Origin of the sequence: Vibrio neptunius (assembly GCF_000967495.1) — a bacterium.
Lineage (GTDB): Bacteria > Pseudomonadota > Gammaproteobacteria > Enterobacterales > Vibrionaceae > Vibrio > Vibrio neptunius.
Genome location: NZ_JXXU01000047.1, coordinates 27,950 through 44,413 on the forward strand (window position 1 = coordinate 27,950; position 16,464 = coordinate 44,413).

Here is a 16,464-nt window from a genome sequence, read left to right on the forward strand (position 1 = left end):
GCTTTAAGATAAAGCGGCTTTTTTATGTCAGATTTTCGAGTTCAGTAATATTGTCGATGGCTTGCTGGTTCGTACTACCGCAGACCACAGGGCATGGCTTAAAGTCGTGGCAAACTTTTGGTCGTTCCGGTTTACCAAACAACTTACACAAATTCTCTTCATTGAGCTGAACGCATCTTGTGCCTGCAGGTTTGCCTTTCGGCATACCCGGGATCGGCGAAGAAATGCTTGGCGCGATACAACACGCTCCGCAGCCTAATCGGCATTCCATAATGATGACCTCATTGATAATCGGGGCGCGATATTAGCAAAAAAGATGACCCCTAGCAGTATAAAACGCTTCCCCGCATCAATTGTTTACTTAATGGCATTCATTGCTTGGTCGCCTATATGACGATAATGCGGGTGTATCATTTACTATAATTTATATTTTTATCAGTTTTATCCGTGTTCCACTAAACTTAACAATAAAGGGTCAACGCGCTTTGGTGCTTTGTAATGTCGGGTACAATTGGGAGTGTCGTGTCAGATGAGCGATAAAAGTTTTTGGGCAAAACATTCCAGTAAAATAGCCTCATTTATCGGTGTTTGTGGTGCCATCATGATCGGTATCGGCATCTATTTTGTGATGGAACATGAACACCAGAAAGCGAGACAAGAATTGCTTGGTGTTTGGGAAGAAGCGAATGTCGCGACCTACGCTGCCAATACGCTTCATGTGGCGGAAGAGGGGATTTACTGGAACGAAGACTTAATCAGTACCCACTTTGCTTTCGACGGCGAAACTCTAGAATTTAATTTGGGTAATAACCAACAGCGTTATCACCTCGATAGGCTCAGAGGAACCTTAGTGCACCTTAACGGTAACTACAAAGCGAAATATCTCAAACAAACAACAAGAAGTTACGCTTTCGGCAATCGTGCTAGAGGTCGTTGAGCTCGCTAGTTTGTGGCGTAATTGCGTGAGTGATTCAAAGTCGTGATTGTATCGTTTTGATATCTCTGTCGAGTACAAATATTGTCCTTGAACTTTATGCGTCTAAACGGTATAAAACGCTCCCCTGTCCGAGACCGAAGTAATGTTATGAGCCAGCCATTTTGGGAAAGTAAATCACTAGAACAAATGACCGAACCAGAGTGGGAAGCACTCTGTGATGGTTGTGGTAAGTGCTGTCTACATAAACTCATGGATGAAGACACAGAAGAAATCTACTACACCAATGTGGCGTGCAGTTGGTTAAACAGCAAAACTTGCTCGTGCAAAGACTATCCCAACCGATTCACTTCTGGTGAGGAGTGTACCAAGTTAACCCGTGACGATATTGATGATTTCACTTGGTTGCCACATACTTGTGCTTACCGCTTATTGGCGGAAAATCAGCCTCTTCCTCAATGGCACCCTTTGATCACAGGCTCTAAATCTGCGATGCATGCCGCTGGCGAAAGCGTACGCAATAAAATCGTGTATGAGATTGATGTGGTGGATTGGGAAGATCACATTTTAAACCATCCAGATAGAACTTAGCTTATAGCTCGTTGTGTCCACCTGTATGGGCAGCAGATTTGCCTGTGATGGGGCAAATCGTGTCTTGCTTCTTGTGGTGATTTCGATGCTTGTTTAAGTGAACGTTCATGCCTCTATCGAATTCTGAATGCGATTCTTGCTCAATATTTTGGCTTTTGAAACATATCCCTCAATCCTATAGCAAATTTATATATGACGGGCTGTTGACCAAATTAAAGGTATGTCTACCTAGGTGAAAATTTCATTGACAGGCTTGAAGGATTCGAGAAGACTACTATATTCTGCATCAGAACTAGACATAGTTAGTAAAGCGTATCGCTTAAGCATGACTACCGTAACTACTTAACATATATTCTATGTGTAGTAGCTATTTTGATAAGCTATTATTTTCTTAACAAAGATTTAATGAAACTATAATGAGGGTTGTTGTATTAACTATTTATATAAATTGGAAAGAACGAAGCAAATAGCTTTTCTTTTTTTATTAGTTTCCTTGACATCATGTAATGATAGTACCTCTTCAGAGGTAAGCAATACAGAAACAACAAATACAGATGATACTCGAGTTAACTATTATCATTTGGTTCACATGGGTCAATCTTTAGCTTCTGGAGAGGAGTCTTTACCTCTTATCTCTACAAATGGTAGTACATACAACAACCTAATGTTTAGTATGGGTACGCAGACGTGGCCCTATGATGAAAACCGATCTACCCCTAGTCTAAGAGATGACGAGAATTTTGAGCTTGTACCACTCAAAGCAACTCAGAGACGGGCAGAAGGTGAATCGATTGCAAGTGGTTACGCCGATCACCTCATGGATACATTGACTCACAAGAATATTATTGAGCCTACAGACTCGTTCATTTTTAGCTTTGCAGGTCAAGGTGGGAGGATGTTGAGGGAACTTGATAAACGTCATGATGATGCCGCAGATCGTAGATCAGGAAGTGACTGGTCTGGAGGTGGTTATTATATTACATCAATTGACGATGTTAAACGTACTAAACAGAAAGCTGACTCTTTGGGTTATAACTACGAAGTAGTGGCTGTAAGCTGGATGCAAGGAGAGTCTCAGGCAAATGGAGAAATAAACCGCTGGGATTCTAAACTAGATAAAGATGCTTTTGTAGAAACCTATAAAGCAGATTTAATTAACCTAAAAGAAGATTACAATACTGACATCAAATATATTACAGGTCAAAGTAAACGAGTTAATCTTTTTTCCTCACAAACTCAAGCTTATCTTCCTGGACTTGCTCAAGTGCAAGCTGCAAATGAAGATCGCGAAATACATATGGTATCACCTACGTACTTTTTACCAAGCGCTGTAAATAGTATTTATAAAAATGTTAATGACCCAAGCGATGAAGACGTTTATAACGGAGCTGATATACACCTTAGCTCAGATGGACAAAGGTGGTTGGGTGAATTGTTTGCTAAAGTTGTTAGAAAAGTCATTTTTGAAAATCAAAGTTGGACGCCATTGAGTCCTAAAAAGGCATCACTGTCTTCAGATAGAAAGAATATACAAGTTCAATTCTTCGTGCCGACTCCCCCTCTAGTACTAGATGATACATTTTTGCCGAATCAAGGTGGAACATATGGTTTTGAAGTGGAAGATGATCAAGGAAATCTAGTAGGTATTTCGTCTGTATCTGTCATTGGCCAAGATTATATTAACATTGAGCTTGAAGAAACGGTAAGTCCTCAAAAGTCTGTGTTCGTAAACTATGGCGTCAATAGTAATGTAGGTAGATCCCAACCAACCATCGTGGATGTTGGAAAAAATAAAGTATGTTCTAGTAGAGAAGATAGAGAGTATCTAAAGTTAAATAACGCTACTCAAGAAATTAATGCTTTAGCTAATGAAGGAAAATTTTATGTGACCTCGGGCAATAATAAGATTACTGTAGATAGAGTTTGTAATGAAGGCGTTTTTTTACTTTTGAGGCTTTCAAATAAGTCTAGTTTAGGAAGCGAATTTTCTGCAGGTATGAAGGTAAAGTTATCACGCATATATAACTATGGTAATCTTAGAGACTCTGATTCTGAGCAATCAACATATCAGTTTTCTGATTCTGGTTACGGAAATAGGCAGTTTGATTATTACCCACTTTGGAATTGGGGCTTAGTATTCAGATCTTTCCCTGTTAATGAATAGCAAGACATTTATTGGGTGGATATTTGGGCTTTTGTCATCATGTGAGGAAGTATGGTGTTGTACCTCTCCTCAGCGATATTCTCAATTACATAGGCTTAAGCAGGATTAGTAGATTTACTTAGGAGCGCCAATGGCGCTCTTTGTCGTTTATAGCTGGTCATAAAAGGTGATGGTTGGTTCTTGCTCTAGCAAACCTTCCAAGCGGTCTAAAAGGTTGAGAAAGTGCGCCTGTTGGCAATGCTCATCAAAAGCCTGCTTGTCAGTGAACTGCTCTTGAAACATAAAGACTGCAGGGTTTTTGCTGTCCTTTAACAGGTTATAGCGTAGGCATCCTGGTTCATTTTGGCTAGGTTCTAGCATACCAACCAACAAGGACTGCAGTACGCTTTCTTGGCCAGCTTTGGCGTGAAAAGTCGCGGTTAAGTTTATCATCATGTTTGCTCTGTAATTTTTGATTTTTCGTTGTTATTTACTGGTATCTTCCCTGACGTTGCAGGAATTCGATTTTGTATCCATCGGGATCGGTAATGAAAAAGAGAGTGGCGAGATCAATATTTTGATGCTGTATAGTTTTCATTTCAGAGGGATCCAGCCCAAGTGCATTGAGTTTGTGATGTGTCTGATGAATATCATCGACTGATACAGCAATATGCCCGTAGCCGTTCCCATGATGATAAGCTTCTTCTGTATCATGATTGTAGGTCAGCTCCAGTTCAAACTCAGTTTCGCGGTTGGAAAGATAGGTCAGAGTAAAATTGTCAAATACGAATTGGTCTTTCACCTCTAATTCTAATGCGCTGCGATAAAATGCTATTGAAGTGGCTAGGTCTTTTACCCTTACCATAGTGTGAATGAGCCTTGTCATTGTTACCTCCTGCTCAGTAGGCTGAAAGAATAAGGGGTAAATTTGAGCAGAAGGTAGTACCGGGGTACGACAATGAAAAGATTTTACTGATGGGTTATGAGCTGCTGCTTGACCGCTGCCATTACATCGTCGGGCTGGCGAAGGTAGATGAGGCAAGCACAACGCAGCAGTGAGGTGAAGTTCTTGATTTCTCGATTGTATTTCAACGCTTCTGAGTAAATTACGCTGATAAAGCGGGGCAGTGTCATGGATTGTTGCTGCGCGATTTCCTCTAAGATCTGCCAGAAACTGGCTTCGAGCTTAATACTGGTGGCGTGGCCATCAATGCGGATCGAGCGGGCAATAATCTGGTAGTTTTCTTGAGGTTGATTAGAAAATATTTCACACATAATACGATGCTGATCGATGATAAACCATTATTTCTAACCTGCCCCTCAAAGCGAGTCAACATAAAGTGACACCATTAAAAAACGCCCCGTAGGGCGTTTTATTTTGTTGATGGTTCAAGGTTTGTTTATTTAACCTGCGTCTTAATATATTCCCCTAGTTCTGAGTGATGCATGATTTTAGACACAGGAATAATGGCTTCTGCTGGCCCCCACGCAAATACGTTTACTGGGGTATGTGTGTGTGTACCCGTGCCCCATACAATGTTTTGGCCAGTGGCCTGCTCACGTGCTAGCAGGTTGCCGCGGTCGTTATATGGGAAGAAGGCGTCGAAGTCGTTAATTGCCGGGATTTCCTCAGCGGACAAATACTTATGACCGGCCAAACGGTATGGGTTGGGTTTACTGGCAAGGACGTTCGCTGCTTGGCCGGACGTTATCGGGAAGTCCGTATTCTTGTTCACCATTTCTGCAAATTTAGCTGCAGTTTGCTGATTTTTATCCAGCTTTTGGAACTCACTCACGATACCGTAATAGCTCTTCTTCTGGTTGTATAATCCATCTAAGATCTGAAATGCACCAAAGTTAAAGTTAGGAGCGTAACTACGCTCGGCAAAAGCTTCGCCATCACGTTGCTCTGGTTTTGGCAGATCCTGAGAGGAATAGCTGAAGCCAAAAGAGCCCGTTTCATGGTCAGCGGTGACGATGACAATGGTATCTTCACGGCCTTGTGCCCATTGATAAACGGTATTCACAGCTTCATCAAATTTGATCATCTCATGTAACATGGTACCAGCATCATTACTGTGTCCCGCCCAGTCAATTTGGCCGCCTTCGACCATGAGGAAGAAGCCGTCTTCGTCCTTCGAAAGGATATCCAGCGCTTTATCTGTCATTTCTTTTAGGCTTGGTTGAGTACGCTCTGGATCATTTTTACTTACGCTATAAGCAATGCCGTCGTTCATACCAGAGTAGGAGAACAGGCCAAGCAACTTATCACCTTGCGCTTTTGTCATCATGTCACGGTTAAAGGCAAGTGAGTAACCGTCTTGCTGTGCTTCAGTGAGCAGGTTGCGGTCATCTTTGCGCTTGGACTTAAGGTAAACATCACCCTGAGTCAGTGTTTTTAACTGGTTGTATGTTTGGCCTTTGTCGTTGGTGGACTTTGGAATCCAGTGACGAAGGCCACCGGATAGCATGACATCTGCTCCTGTTTCCAACATGTCAGATGCAATGTCATTCTCAAGAGAGCGATGAGGTTGGTGTGCGGCAAATGAGGCTGGGGTTGCGTGAGTAAGGCGAGTATCAGAAACCAACCCGGTTGCTTTGCCCATGCTTTTAGCTTTTTCTAAAACAGTCTGAACATGGTTACCTTGAGAGTCGATACCAATGACCTCGGAGCCAGTATAAATACCTGTTGAAAGCATGGTTGCCGAACAAGCAGAGTCAACCACGATGGCATCTTCAGGGTGGGTTAGTGAGGAACCGATGACCCCTTCCTGAGCAAGTTTAAACAGTGCCGTCGGTTGACCTTGGTAAATGGAATTCGGGGCTTGATTGGCATAAGTTTCTAGCAGGCCAACCTGCTGTGGGCCCATTCCGTCACCAATCATTAGAATGACGTTCTTAATGTCTGCAGAAAGTGCATTAAAAGAGAGCGCAGAAGTCGCGACTGCCGCGACAAGAGGTTTGGTTAAGTGCTTCATCGAATTGTCCTTATTTATAAAAGCGTCCCGATTAAATCACTGTTACATTTCATATTTATTTCATCAATGTATTGATTTATAAATTTGATTTCATTGTCGGTTTCTGTGCCCACTGACACGAAAAAAGTAGAATAAAATAGGTTTTTTAATAGCAGGGTACCCGTACATCAGCGGTATTCGATGTTTTGCAACAAGGTAAGACACACAATGTAAAGGGGTTGCAGTTGGACCGAACGCTACTGTTGCGTTACGCCTTCATTGAGGAATGAGGGGGGCCTCAGTGCGTATTAATAATGTAACCTGTGTTGACTACTGAGCAGAGCAGGGTGGGGACATAACGGGCACAGCCTTTCCCCGCCGTCACTGATTCGTTTCGGAGGAAGGGGAAAAGCCATCGAGCGGGTTCACTCTATATGAGCGCTAGAAGTATTCCGCCCACTGTTGCCGCGGCGGAAAGGTATTGCCCCGCAGAGTAAGCGCCATCGTCTTCTTCTTTGATTTCGTCAGGTTTATCAATGCCTAATGCCCCATGGGTGAAAGATTCTACCTGATCGCCAACCGTCTTATTGGCTTTTTCAGCAGCTTTCGCTTCTTTATCAATTTCCTGCAAAGCGGCAAGCAACGCTTTTCCTTCATCAGAAAGCGTGACTTTATTTTGCTCCACTTTAAGCGGCGCAGAGCCATTATTTGGCTCACTTTGATTCGCTTGAGGTTTGACCTGCTGGGCTGGTGTCAGCTTTGCTGGCTCCATTCCTACTGGTGTCATAGCGATCTCCTTACATCATCCTCATGGAATATATCGACCAATGAGCGAAAAACTTGTGCAAAATATGTCGATTTTGTATGAAATACATTCAAGCACAAAGTGTGCCTGATTTATTCATCGCATATCAAAATAGTGCTATTGGTTGGACTTTTATGATGTGGATTCAAATTATCGTATCATAGTCAGCAAAATTAATGCCGCCTTAGAGACAAGATAAGTCTTGGTTTCTTTTTGTTAGACTGTGGTAAGCCTTGATTTGATTCTCCATTTGTACATATCGTACAGGAGGAGCGAGGACCTTTAGCTGGTAATCTCGGCTATCAGATATGACGTCCTCTGTCGGAGTGATCACTACAACATTCAAATCTGGCTTTCTAGAGAGAATTGAGGCCTTTGTACCTAACCCGTCTTCGATGTGAAATTTACCGGCAAAATGGATGATCTGCTTGGAAGGGTTCTGTTCAAGATAATGAATCATACTTTCAGCCATAGTTTCATCCCATGTCACTTGAGCGGAAAACTGTTTTTCTGATTGTTCAGGTTTGCCGTGGTGCATCGACGCCATAAATTTATCTTTGTATGGGCTGGGGGCGACATCGATGGTCTCGGCCACATAAGCGCGCTGTTCAGGGGTAAGCTTTTCAAGGTAATCAAGTCCTTGCCGCCCAATGCAACGCACTATTGGCTTGGGGGCATTGGCGGCGATAACATCGATCTGATTGGCTTTAGCCAGCTCAACCAATGGGCGATAGTCACTTTCATAGTTTGGCCAGGCGCTAGCGCTCTTAATCAGCATTTGTTCACCAATTTCACCCGCTAGGTACTGATTGATAATACTTTGGCTGTCGCGTGAGAATTGCTCCATAGAGACTGCGACATCATGGCCTTGTGAAATAAGAGCTTTGACTAGGTCGGTTTGAAAGCGATGAACACCTGAATGGGTATGCCATTCTCCCACCAAAATGATGTCTGCGTTTTGAATGTCTTTACCAAAACGACTTAAAGACACGGCTTGAGCGTCAGGGGTGAAGAGTTGGTAATCGTAGAAACTGGTCACTTCTTGATGAGTTGCCGTTGAACAAGCTGACAAGGTCAGGCAAGCCAAAGATACAGTGAGAAGTTTGCGCATAACAGGCCTCCTAAATATGATGCGAGCATACTAATGGAGGCAACAAGATAACTCAATCTAAATGAGAATTATTATCCAAATACTTAATTTGGCTGTTTGCGATAGATACGAATCATAAAATCTGCCTCGCATTCAAATAACTTAGATGATTTTAGAGAATCACGCAGTTCCTCACTCGCTTTCCAGGCAAAAGGTGTCATCTGAAGCAAGTCGTCCGCATCACCATCCTGCAACGGCATAGTATAGGACAGCTTGAGAGAGTCTTGGAGGACAAACCCATCGATATTTTCTGGCTCTTCACTATGCAATCTGACGTCTTGGTAGAGGTGCTCTCGAAGTTGGTAAAGATGACGGGCCGCAGGTGTGACTGTGATCACGACACCGTTGTGATTGACGACTCTTGCTAGCTCTTGTGGTTTGCAAGGGGCGTAGATACGCAATACGGCATCTAGACTGCCGTCTGAAAAAGGAAGGCGTGTACTTGATGCTACGCTGAAAGAACAGTTGGTGTAGCGCTTAGACGCATAGCGAATCGCTACCTTAGATATATCGATGCCATAAGTCACTGCCTTTGGGTGTTGTACTGAAAGTTGTCTCGCGACCTCTGTGGTGTAATAACCCTCACCACAACCAATATCAAGTAACTGGTGCTGAGTGCTCTCAATGTATTGAGCACAGACTTGAGCCACTTTGTCTTTCAGCGGGCGATAGTAGTCTTTCTCTAAAAAACGACGGCGTGCTTGCATCATCTCTTTATTGTCGCCCGGATCTTTGGAACGCTTATGCTGAACAGGCATCAAGTTGACATAGCCTTCTTTGGCTAAGTCAAAAGCATGACTGTTCTCACAGCGAAAGGTGTGGCCAATGAGCGACAGGCTTTGATGACATAAAGGACAGGTATAAGACATAAGGATCTCAGGATGACAAAAAGAGCGCGAATTCTAACAGGAACCGAGTTTTGAGACTAGCATGGCAAAGATAACACTGCGGAAAAAGGGGCAGAATATATCTGCCCCTTTTTGTTATTAATGGAAGAAGTCGACTTGCTGTTTCAATGAGCTGGCTTGCTTCTGTAGCTCTTCGGCACTTTGAGCCGTTTTAGCGCTAGTGGCTCGACTTTCTCGGTTCAATTCACTGATAGAATTGGCGTTGGCGGCAATTTCTTGGGATACGTTTGCCTGTTCTTCAGAGGTTGCGGCTATGGTATCCGCTTGCATGGCAATAGATTGTACTTGCGATGCAATGGCCTCTAATGCTGACCCTGCTTCTTGAGCCTTATCGAGCACTTGATTTGCATTACTTTGGCTTTGACCCATCAAATTGACCGCGTTGACCGTAGAGGACTTTAATTTTTCGATAATGGTGACTACATCCTGAACAGACGTTTGTGTCCGGTGCGCTAAAGTACGTACCTCATCGGCGACAACGGCAAAGCCCCGACCTTGCTCCCCAGCTCGTGCTGCTTCAATCGCTGCATTTAAAGCGAGTAGATTGGTTTGCTCAGCGATTTCATCTATCATCTTGGTAACGGTTTGGATAGCTTCACTGTCTTTGTTGACCTGTTCAATGGCTTGCGCGGAATTGTCTAGTTGATCGTTAAGCTGCGCGACATCAATACATACCCCTTCAACTTTTTCCAACCCTGACTGACTGTCTTCGTTGGTGAGGCGGACATTCTCGGCAATCGCTTCGACTTGCTGTGCTACCGACTGTGCTGACGAAGCCATTTCCTCAATGGCGGTTGCAACTTGCTCAACCTGTTGTTGTTGGATGTCAGATTGGCCGAGGTTTTGGTTGGCGTCCTGAGATACGCTTCGTGACGCGTCTTGAACGGCATCACTTGTAGAATGGATTTCGCTAACCAAGGAATTCAATTGCCCCGCCATATGGGCGACGCCATTATTTAGGTTGATGATTTCATTGTTGGATGTTTTACCTGTCGCAGGAATTTCTAAGCTGACCTCACCTTTCGCGAGACGAGTCATGTATCCGTTTAGTACCGTCAGTGGCTTGAGGTTACGGTTAAGAAAAACGGTTAAAATGACGAAGGTTCCCAGAGCGACTACGGTTGCGATCGTGATAATCAGCTTGAGTAAAGTGTCACTGCCTTTGGTGACTTCTTTGATGAATGTTCCGCCTAACAACTTCCAGTTCCAACCAGGAACTTCTGTGTAGACGAGGTATTTCTCTCCAACATTGCCCTGATATTCATATGGGTAGCGGATCAGGCCACTTTTCTGTTTGAAAATTTGATGGAAAGGTTTGTTGCCATCATAGTCGGCTATTTCCATGATCGGCGCCGTGTTTTCGTCATGAACAGGATGCAGCAGGTAATGACCTAAATTGTCCTCTCTATTATCTACCACGACAGTGTAACCCGTATCACCCCATTTGATAGAGCGCAACGAGTTAAAGAGATCTTGTGTTGCTTGCTCAACAGGCAGACCGATGAATGTAATACCTGTCACCTTATTCTCTGCATTCTTCAATGGTGCATAGTAGGTAATGTAGTTCTCACCGAATAGTTTGACCTGAGCATAATAGGGTTGACCGCTAATGAGCTGGTTGTAACCAGGGTGGTCTTTACCTAATGTACTGCCCACGACACGATTGCCTGACGGGTCCTTGAGTGAAGTGGATATACGAATAAAGTCGCCATCAAAAGGAGCAAATAGAGTGGCCACTGCCCCCGTATCACGGGTAAAGCTGTCCACCAGTTTTGCATCATTGATCAAGCTTTCACCGTACTGAGTGACATTCACAACTTGTTGACCGTTAAAGTCGACGGTGTAGTCTTCTACGTAAACGCCTGCAAGATAACCATTCCTAAAGGTAGACTCCAAAACTTTTGCGGTATGCAGGTAGGCATTAAATTGTCCAGCAATAGTCATTGCCATGGCTTCGACTTCAGTTTGATGACCTTTGAGTGTGTTATCAAGCAGTACTTTGGATGCATTTCGATAAACAAGCGTCGCGGTACCTACGAAGGAAACGAGCAAGCAAAGCAGTATGACCAACTTCAACTGAAAGCCAACACTTTGGTTTTTGAATTTTTCGAACATTGTTTCATTATCCTCTCTTTGGAGACGTGTCTTATCGCTGACAATAGTGATCCAGTTGTCATTCAATCGTGATGATAACAACTTGTTTAAAGGTGATAATTGATTCTTATTAACTATTTAAGTAATTAGAAGGTTAAAGAATGTGCGTTGTACAGCGTGTGTGGACTAAAAGACCTGATGGCGAGAGAAATAATTTCGAGCGAGGTCGTGCATTGCAGGCCTCATGGCCTGCAGTGAACAGAGTTATCGAGCTGAGATTGTAGTGATCAGTTGGTGTGATTCACCAGGTTGAAGTGTTTTTCCAAGGTCGATATTGGGTGCATGCAGTGTCGATTCCACACACAGCATAGTAAGGTAGCCGTCATCGGACATATCTGACATAGATTCAGCACCTTGTGCCCATGGATTCCATAATACAGCCGAGTTGTGGCCTTGGTTCTCCACGCTTAGTATGCGATCCAACACTGGATCTTTAACTAAAATTTGCGCTTCTGGCTGAGTGTAAACACGGTCTATAGTATCAGTAAGTTGAAGAACCTTGTCCCCTTGGCAGATTGCACCTGCTTTTAGGCTATCGATGTATTCAGGGCCCATCCCAGTAGTTTGTGCTTGTTTGATGTTGCCTACGTTAAGATACGTGTGCAATGCCCCTGAAAATTCCCAAGGTTTCGTATCAGTATTGGTGACGTCGAGCGTTACTTTAAGCTCGTTGCTGACTTCTACTATTAAACGCGCATCAAATTTATGCGGCCAGATTGATAGCGTTTGCTCTGAAGGTTTCAGTCCGAGCTCAATCACAACGCCTTGTTCATTTTCACGATGTTGTAGCAGTGACCACTCACTGTTACGAGCAAAGCCATGTGCAGGCGCAGCAATGCGGCCAAACCAAGGCCAGCAAATTGGAATGCCACCACGAAGCGCTGCCTTACCATCGAAAATGGCGCTGTCGCTCATCCACATCAGATCTTCTTGGCCTACTGGCGCGAACGATACGACATGTCCACCGTGCAGCGCGATGCCTGCCGTTGCTTTTTCATGAATCACGCGGACGACTTTTACCTGATCAACTTCAACGATAGTGATGTTGTCAGATAACACGGTCAGGGCTGGGAGAGTTTTTAAATCCATGTGTAGTTTCCTATCGCTGGGGAGAGCTTTTCGAGATATTTCGCACATTATATGCAATGTCGATTTTGTATTACTCAAAGTCTAGATACAAAAAAGGCGACTCTAGAGCCGCCTTTTCTTTAACGAAGTTATTCGCTAATTGCTAACTATCTAATTACTTAGAGATGTGAGCGATTAGGTCTAGAACTTTGTTTGAGTAACCGATTTCGTTGTCGTACCAAGATACAACTTTAACGAAGTTATCAGTTAGAGCGATACCAGCTTTAGCATCGAATACTGAAGTTTGAACTTCGCCGATGAAGTCTTGAGAAACAACTTGGTCTTCAGTGTAACCTAGAACACCTTTAAGCTCGCCTTCAGAAGCTTCTTTCATCGCTGCACAGATAGCTTCGTAAGATGCACCTTCTTTTAGGTTAACGGTTAGGTCAACTACAGAAACGTTAGCAGTTGGTACACGGAAAGCCATACCAGTTAGTTTGCCGTTTAGTTCTGGAAGAACAACGCCTACCGCTTTAGCTGCACCAGTTGAAGATGGGATGATGTTCTGAGAAGCACCACGACCACCGCGCCAGTCTTTAGCAGAAGGACCATCTACAGTTTTTTGAGTTGCTGTAGTAGCGTGAACTGTAGTCATAAGACCAGATTCGATACCGAACTTGTCGTTAAGAACTTTAGCAATAGGAGCTAGACAGTTAGTTGTACAAGAAGCGTTAGAAACGATGTCTTGACCAGCGTAAGTGCTGTCGTTAACACCCATTACGAACATTGGAGTTGCGTCTTTTGAAGGACCAGTTAGAACAACTTTCTTAGCACCAGCAGTGATGTGCTGACGTGCAGTTTCGTCAGTTAGGAAGATACCAGTTGCTTCAGCTACAACGTCAACACCGATTTCGTCCCACTTAAGGTCAGTTGGATTACGCTCAGCAGTAACACGTACAGTCTTACCGTTAACGATTAGGTTACCACCTTCAACTTCAACAGTACCGTTGAAACGGCCGTGAGTTGAATCGTACTTAAGCATGTATGCCATGTACTCTACATCGATCAGGTCGTTGATACCTACAACTTCGATGTCGCTACGCTCTTGTGCTGCACGGAATACGAAACGACCGATACGGCCAAAACCGTTAATACCTACTTTGATAGTCATTATAGTTGCTCCACAACTTAATTTCTGATTAAAGATAACTGGTAGTAAAATTACAGAATCCAGTCAAAATCTGCAACAGATAATCGGACTTAACTTGTTTAAAGTCAAAAAAAAGCGTCGCTTTTTTTCACAATTAGTCGTAATTGACTATCTTTTGAACGGATTATAGGTTTCTTGTCTAACCAGTTGACGTAAAATAGATCAAACGCTTTCACTTTTGACCAAAGTTTAAGCGTCCTTTTATGGATTCAAAGTATGTGCTACAAACAATAAATTGCGCAAGTTTTTGAGAAAAAAAGTCACAGTAATAGTGATTAATTCGGAGAAAAAGACAAAGTGGAACAGGATAATAAAAAAGTCATCAAACCAAATGAATACTGGCGTGAAAAGCTTTCTGAAGAAGAATATCGAGTATGTCGAGAGCAGGGAACAGAAGCACCGTTCACAGGTAAGTTACTGCACAACAAGGAAACTGGGGTATATTCTTGTACTTGCTGTCAGGCCCCTCTATTTGAATCAGATAACAAGTATGATTCCGGTTGTGGTTGGCCAAGTTTTGATGCCCCAATTAATGATCAGGCTATTCGTTATTTGGAAGATCTAAGTCACGGAATGGTGAGAACAGAGATTAGGTGTGCAGCTTGTGATAGCCACCTTGGTCACGTTTTTCCTGATGGGCCAAAGACAACAGATGAAAGATTTTGTGTGAATTCTGTGTCGTTAATTTTCAACAATTCTTAAAAAAGCGGTGATTAAATCACCGCTCATTGTTTAATCCTTTCATGTTGTCGACGCTAATTGAAGCTAGGAACCATGTCTCTTTGGTAACGGCCGCTATCGAGCGCGTTTTCAATATTGTCGGCAATATCATCGAGCTGTTTGTACTTGTCTTGACTGAATCCATAAAGAATTTTCATTTCCTGCGCTGAGCCGATAATGGGAACGTCGAAGCGACTCGCCACCATCGCCCAAATGTAAGCTTGTTCTTTACGATTCTGTTGATAGGTAATACTAGCTAGTGTCTTAAAAATGTCCGTATTAAGGTTCTTGCCTTTACTCAGTTCGAGCGATTTGTTGAGTAAGCTTATTGTTTTCTCCAGATCACGGCTGGTATAAAAGGTAGCAAGTGCATACTGCATCTCAGGAGTGTCCAGAGCCGGAGTGCCTTCGAGTTGCAGGAAGCTTCTTTGCGCTTCGTCATCACCCGTTTGGCTCCAAAGGAAATAGAGGGATTCTGGAGAAGAAGACTGACGAATTCGCTCGACTAATTGTTCTAAGTCCTCCCCTGAGTTGATTAATGCATTGAATCGACGCTCTTTTAGACCAGGCTGTTCAATAGGCTGTATCTGTGAGGCTAATTCAAGGCACTTCTTATAGGCCGCCAGATAGTGGTATTCGGCAATAATATTGCTGTCGGTCGGTTGTTTAAGCACATCATTACGATGCCAAATTAAGTCGGTTCTGGGTACACGGCACTGGCCATCGTTCATATTAAGCCGTTCACATTGTAATCTGGGATTATCGGCGCATAGTTTGTCAGTGTTCTGACGATTTTCGAAACACCCTGATAATGCAATAGCCAGACTTAAGATTAGTAGCGCTCTTATATGATTCATAATTTGATTTGCTTGTGATCCGTTACACTTATTCTTGGGTGCAATCTTGACTAAGAATGCCATCCAGTTATGTTCTTTCCATCTCAGTTACAACTTAAGGATAGACCATGGACGCAGAGCAGTTAATTAATGCCATTACACCAGAGGCATATGAGCGTCTACTCTATGCTGTAGAAACGGGTAAGTGGCCTGAGGGTACACCACTTTCTCATGAGCAGCGAGATTCGTGTATGCAAGCTGTGATGTTGTATCAATCTAAGCATAACGCAGAGGCGCAACATATGACGGTGGCTCAAGGGGGCGAGATCAGTTTTAAGTCAAAAGCGGAACTGAAAAAGCAGTTCAAGCAAGATCAACAAGATATTGTTCGAATCAACCCAAATAAGGACGCTTAGTATCCGACTAAGCTCTGATACGCAAAAGCAGGAAATTCATCCTGCTTTTTTGTTGCCTGACGGTTTAGCCGCAGCATTTCTTAAACTTTTTACCGCTGCCACAGATACAAGGATCATTTCGGCCGACTTTGAGTTGTTTTATGGTTTGATTGAGCCGTGGGTCAATATCGGGCTCTGGAAACGTGCCATCAATGTAGTACCACAAGCCATTCTCTCTTACAAAACGCGAGCGCTCTTCTAGGCAATGTTGTGTTTTGTCGTCGTTAAAATAAGCTTTAAAAGTGACGAAACCTTCGTTCGCATCTTTACCTACTTCTGTATTGATGACTTCCAACTTGCACCAATCACTTTCTATCGATTGTTTAATTTCTTCGCGTTGTTCATTGGCATGACAACTTGGGTGATAAGTTTCTACCACATAATCGACCAATTGCTTAACGTGTGCGCTATAGCGAGAACGCATTAATTCTTCAGGCGTTGTGGCTTTAGAATGGTCGAGATGAATTGGCTCACAGCAATCGCTGTAGCGCTTTGCTGTCCCACAAGGGCAATATTGCATGATGGCTCCAATG

At 43.3% G+C, this 16,464-nt stretch carries 18 protein-coding genes; 5 read left to right on the plus strand and 13 right to left on the minus strand.

The window, feature by feature from the left end; all coding sequences use genetic code 11:
* Window positions 1-22: 22 nt before the first annotated feature.
* Complete coding sequence (locus TW84_RS16515; protein ID WP_045976728.1) at window positions 23-271, minus strand: YkgJ family cysteine cluster protein; 249 nt, start codon at window positions 269-271, stop codon at window positions 23-25.
* Between the two features lie 258 nt (window positions 272-529).
* On the opposite strand from TW84_RS16515, the gene TW84_RS16520 reads away from it, so the two are divergent.
* The 3 genes from TW84_RS16520 (at window position 530) to TW84_RS16530 (ending at window position 3,689) form a co-directional block, all read left to right on the plus strand.
* Window positions 530-937, plus strand: a complete 408-nt coding sequence (locus TW84_RS16520) for a DUF2850 domain-containing protein (protein ID WP_045976729.1) — start codon at window positions 530-532, stop codon at window positions 935-937.
* Window positions 938-1,084: 147 nt separating this feature from the next.
* Window positions 1,085-1,525, plus strand: coding sequence for a YcgN family cysteine cluster protein (locus TW84_RS16525; RefSeq protein ID WP_045976730.1), 441 nt, complete (start codon window positions 1,085-1,087; stop codon window positions 1,523-1,525).
* Between the two features lie 448 nt (window positions 1,526-1,973).
* Window positions 1,974-3,689: a hypothetical protein gene (locus tag TW84_RS16530; RefSeq protein ID WP_157634057.1), complete on the plus strand. Its 1,716-nt coding sequence runs from the start codon at window positions 1,974-1,976 to the stop codon at window positions 3,687-3,689.
* Between the two features lie 147 nt (window positions 3,690-3,836).
* On the opposite strand, the gene TW84_RS16535 is transcribed toward TW84_RS16530, so the two are convergent.
* From TW84_RS16535 to gap, 10 genes are all read right to left on the minus strand, one after another.
* Window positions 3,837-4,121 carry a putative quinol monooxygenase gene (locus TW84_RS16535; RefSeq protein ID WP_045976835.1) on the minus strand — a complete coding sequence of 95 codons (285 nt, stop codon included), beginning with the start codon at window positions 4,119-4,121 and terminating at the stop codon, window positions 3,837-3,839.
* Window positions 4,122-4,158: 37 nt separating this feature from the next.
* Complete coding sequence (locus TW84_RS16540) at window positions 4,159-4,554, minus strand: VOC family protein (RefSeq protein ID WP_045976732.1); 396 nt, start codon at window positions 4,552-4,554, stop codon at window positions 4,159-4,161.
* 83 nt (window positions 4,555-4,637) lie between these two features.
* The gene (locus tag TW84_RS16545; protein ID WP_045976733.1) at window positions 4,638-4,943 is read right to left on the minus strand and encodes a ribbon-helix-helix domain-containing protein; all 306 of its coding nucleotides are present in this window, start codon (window positions 4,941-4,943) and stop codon (window positions 4,638-4,640) included.
* Between the two features lie 125 nt (window positions 4,944-5,068).
* On the minus strand, window positions 5,069-6,646 hold the full coding sequence (locus TW84_RS16550) for an alkaline phosphatase (RefSeq protein WP_045976734.1): 1,578 nt from the start codon (window positions 6,644-6,646) through the stop codon (window positions 5,069-5,071).
* A gap of 409 nt (window positions 6,647-7,055) precedes the next feature.
* The gene (locus TW84_RS16555) at window positions 7,056-7,412 is read right to left on the minus strand and encodes a hypothetical protein (protein WP_045976735.1); all 357 of its coding nucleotides are present in this window, start codon (window positions 7,410-7,412) and stop codon (window positions 7,056-7,058) included.
* Between the two features lie 202 nt (window positions 7,413-7,614).
* Complete coding sequence (locus tag TW84_RS16560) at window positions 7,615-8,541, minus strand: ChaN family lipoprotein (RefSeq protein ID WP_045976736.1); 927 nt, start codon at window positions 8,539-8,541, stop codon at window positions 7,615-7,617.
* Between the two features lie 83 nt (window positions 8,542-8,624).
* Window positions 8,625-9,449, minus strand: a complete 825-nt coding sequence (rlmA, locus tag TW84_RS16565) for a 23S rRNA (guanine(745)-N(1))-methyltransferase (protein WP_045976737.1) — start codon at window positions 9,447-9,449, stop codon at window positions 8,625-8,627.
* Between the two features lie 117 nt (window positions 9,450-9,566).
* Window positions 9,567-11,603, minus strand: coding sequence for a methyl-accepting chemotaxis protein (locus TW84_RS16570; RefSeq protein ID WP_045976738.1), 2,037 nt, complete (start codon window positions 11,601-11,603; stop codon window positions 9,567-9,569).
* 243 nt (window positions 11,604-11,846) lie between these two features.
* Window positions 11,847-12,731, minus strand: coding sequence for a D-hexose-6-phosphate mutarotase (locus tag TW84_RS16575; RefSeq protein ID WP_045976739.1), 885 nt, complete (start codon window positions 12,729-12,731; stop codon window positions 11,847-11,849).
* Between the two features lie 154 nt (window positions 12,732-12,885).
* Window positions 12,886-13,881, minus strand: a complete 996-nt coding sequence (gene gap, locus TW84_RS16580; RefSeq protein WP_006962931.1) for a type I glyceraldehyde-3-phosphate dehydrogenase — start codon at window positions 13,879-13,881, stop codon at window positions 12,886-12,888.
* Window positions 13,882-14,217: 336 nt separating this feature from the next.
* On the opposite strand from gap, the gene msrB reads away from it, so the two are divergent.
* Window positions 14,218-14,622, plus strand: a complete 405-nt coding sequence (msrB, locus tag TW84_RS16585) for a peptide-methionine (R)-S-oxide reductase MsrB (protein ID WP_045976740.1) — start codon at window positions 14,218-14,220, stop codon at window positions 14,620-14,622.
* A gap of 53 nt (window positions 14,623-14,675) precedes the next feature.
* On the opposite strand, the gene TW84_RS16590 is transcribed toward msrB, so the two are convergent.
* Window positions 14,676-15,497, minus strand: a complete 822-nt coding sequence (locus tag TW84_RS16590) for a DUF2989 domain-containing protein (protein ID WP_045976836.1) — start codon at window positions 15,495-15,497, stop codon at window positions 14,676-14,678.
* Window positions 15,498-15,604: 107 nt separating this feature from the next.
* Between TW84_RS16590 and TW84_RS16595 the strand changes: the two genes are divergently transcribed.
* Window positions 15,605-15,892 carry a YeaC family protein gene (locus tag TW84_RS16595; protein ID WP_045976741.1) on the plus strand — a complete coding sequence of 96 codons (288 nt, stop codon included), beginning with the start codon at window positions 15,605-15,607 and terminating at the stop codon, window positions 15,890-15,892.
* 64 nt (window positions 15,893-15,956) lie between these two features.
* Here the strand turns inward: TW84_RS16595 and TW84_RS16600 are convergent, their stop codons facing one another.
* Window positions 15,957-16,454, minus strand: coding sequence for a YchJ family protein (locus tag TW84_RS16600; protein ID WP_275041678.1), 498 nt, complete (start codon window positions 16,452-16,454; stop codon window positions 15,957-15,959).
* Between the last annotated feature and the right edge of the window lie 10 nt (window positions 16,455-16,464).

Bases quoted from the DNA above. Each gene is read 5' to 3' on its own strand.
- TW84_RS16515 (WP_045976728.1), bottom strand. From the start codon at position 271: ATGGAATGCCGATTAGGCTGCGGAGCGTGTTGTATCGCGCCAAGCATT.
- TW84_RS16520 (WP_045976729.1), top strand. From the start codon at position 530: ATGAGCGATAAAAGTTTTTGGGCAAAACATTCCAGTAAAATAGCCTCA.
- TW84_RS16525 (WP_045976730.1), top strand. From the start codon at position 1,085: ATGAGCCAGCCATTTTGGGAAAGTAAATCACTAGAACAAATGACCGAA.
- TW84_RS16535 (WP_045976835.1), bottom strand. From the start codon at position 4,121: ATGATAAACTTAACCGCGACTTTTCACGCCAAAGCTGGCCAAGAAAGC.
- TW84_RS16540 (WP_045976732.1), bottom strand. From the start codon at position 4,554: ATGACAAGGCTCATTCACACTATGGTAAGGGTAAAAGACCTAGCCACT.
- TW84_RS16545 (WP_045976733.1), bottom strand. From the start codon at position 4,943: ATGTGTGAAATATTTTCTAATCAACCTCAAGAAAACTACCAGATTATT.
- TW84_RS16550 (WP_045976734.1), bottom strand. From the start codon at position 6,646: ATGAAGCACTTAACCAAACCTCTTGTCGCGGCAGTCGCGACTTCTGCG.
- TW84_RS16555 (WP_045976735.1), bottom strand. From the start codon at position 7,412: ATGACACCAGTAGGAATGGAGCCAGCAAAGCTGACACCAGCCCAGCAG.
- TW84_RS16560 (WP_045976736.1), bottom strand. From the start codon at position 8,541: ATGCGCAAACTTCTCACTGTATCTTTGGCTTGCCTGACCTTGTCAGCT.
- rlmA (WP_045976737.1), bottom strand. From the start codon at position 9,449: ATGTCTTATACCTGTCCTTTATGTCATCAAAGCCTGTCGCTCATTGGC.
- TW84_RS16570 (WP_045976738.1), bottom strand. From the start codon at position 11,603: ATGTTCGAAAAATTCAAAAACCAAAGTGTTGGCTTTCAGTTGAAGTTG.
- TW84_RS16575 (WP_045976739.1), bottom strand. From the start codon at position 12,731: ATGGATTTAAAAACTCTCCCAGCCCTGACCGTGTTATCTGACAACATC.
- gap (WP_006962931.1), bottom strand. From the start codon at position 13,881: ATGACTATCAAAGTAGGTATTAACGGTTTTGGCCGTATCGGTCGTTTC.
- TW84_RS16590 (WP_045976836.1), bottom strand. From the start codon at position 15,497: ATGAATCATATAAGAGCGCTACTAATCTTAAGTCTGGCTATTGCATTA.
- TW84_RS16595 (WP_045976741.1), top strand. From the start codon at position 15,605: ATGGACGCAGAGCAGTTAATTAATGCCATTACACCAGAGGCATATGAG.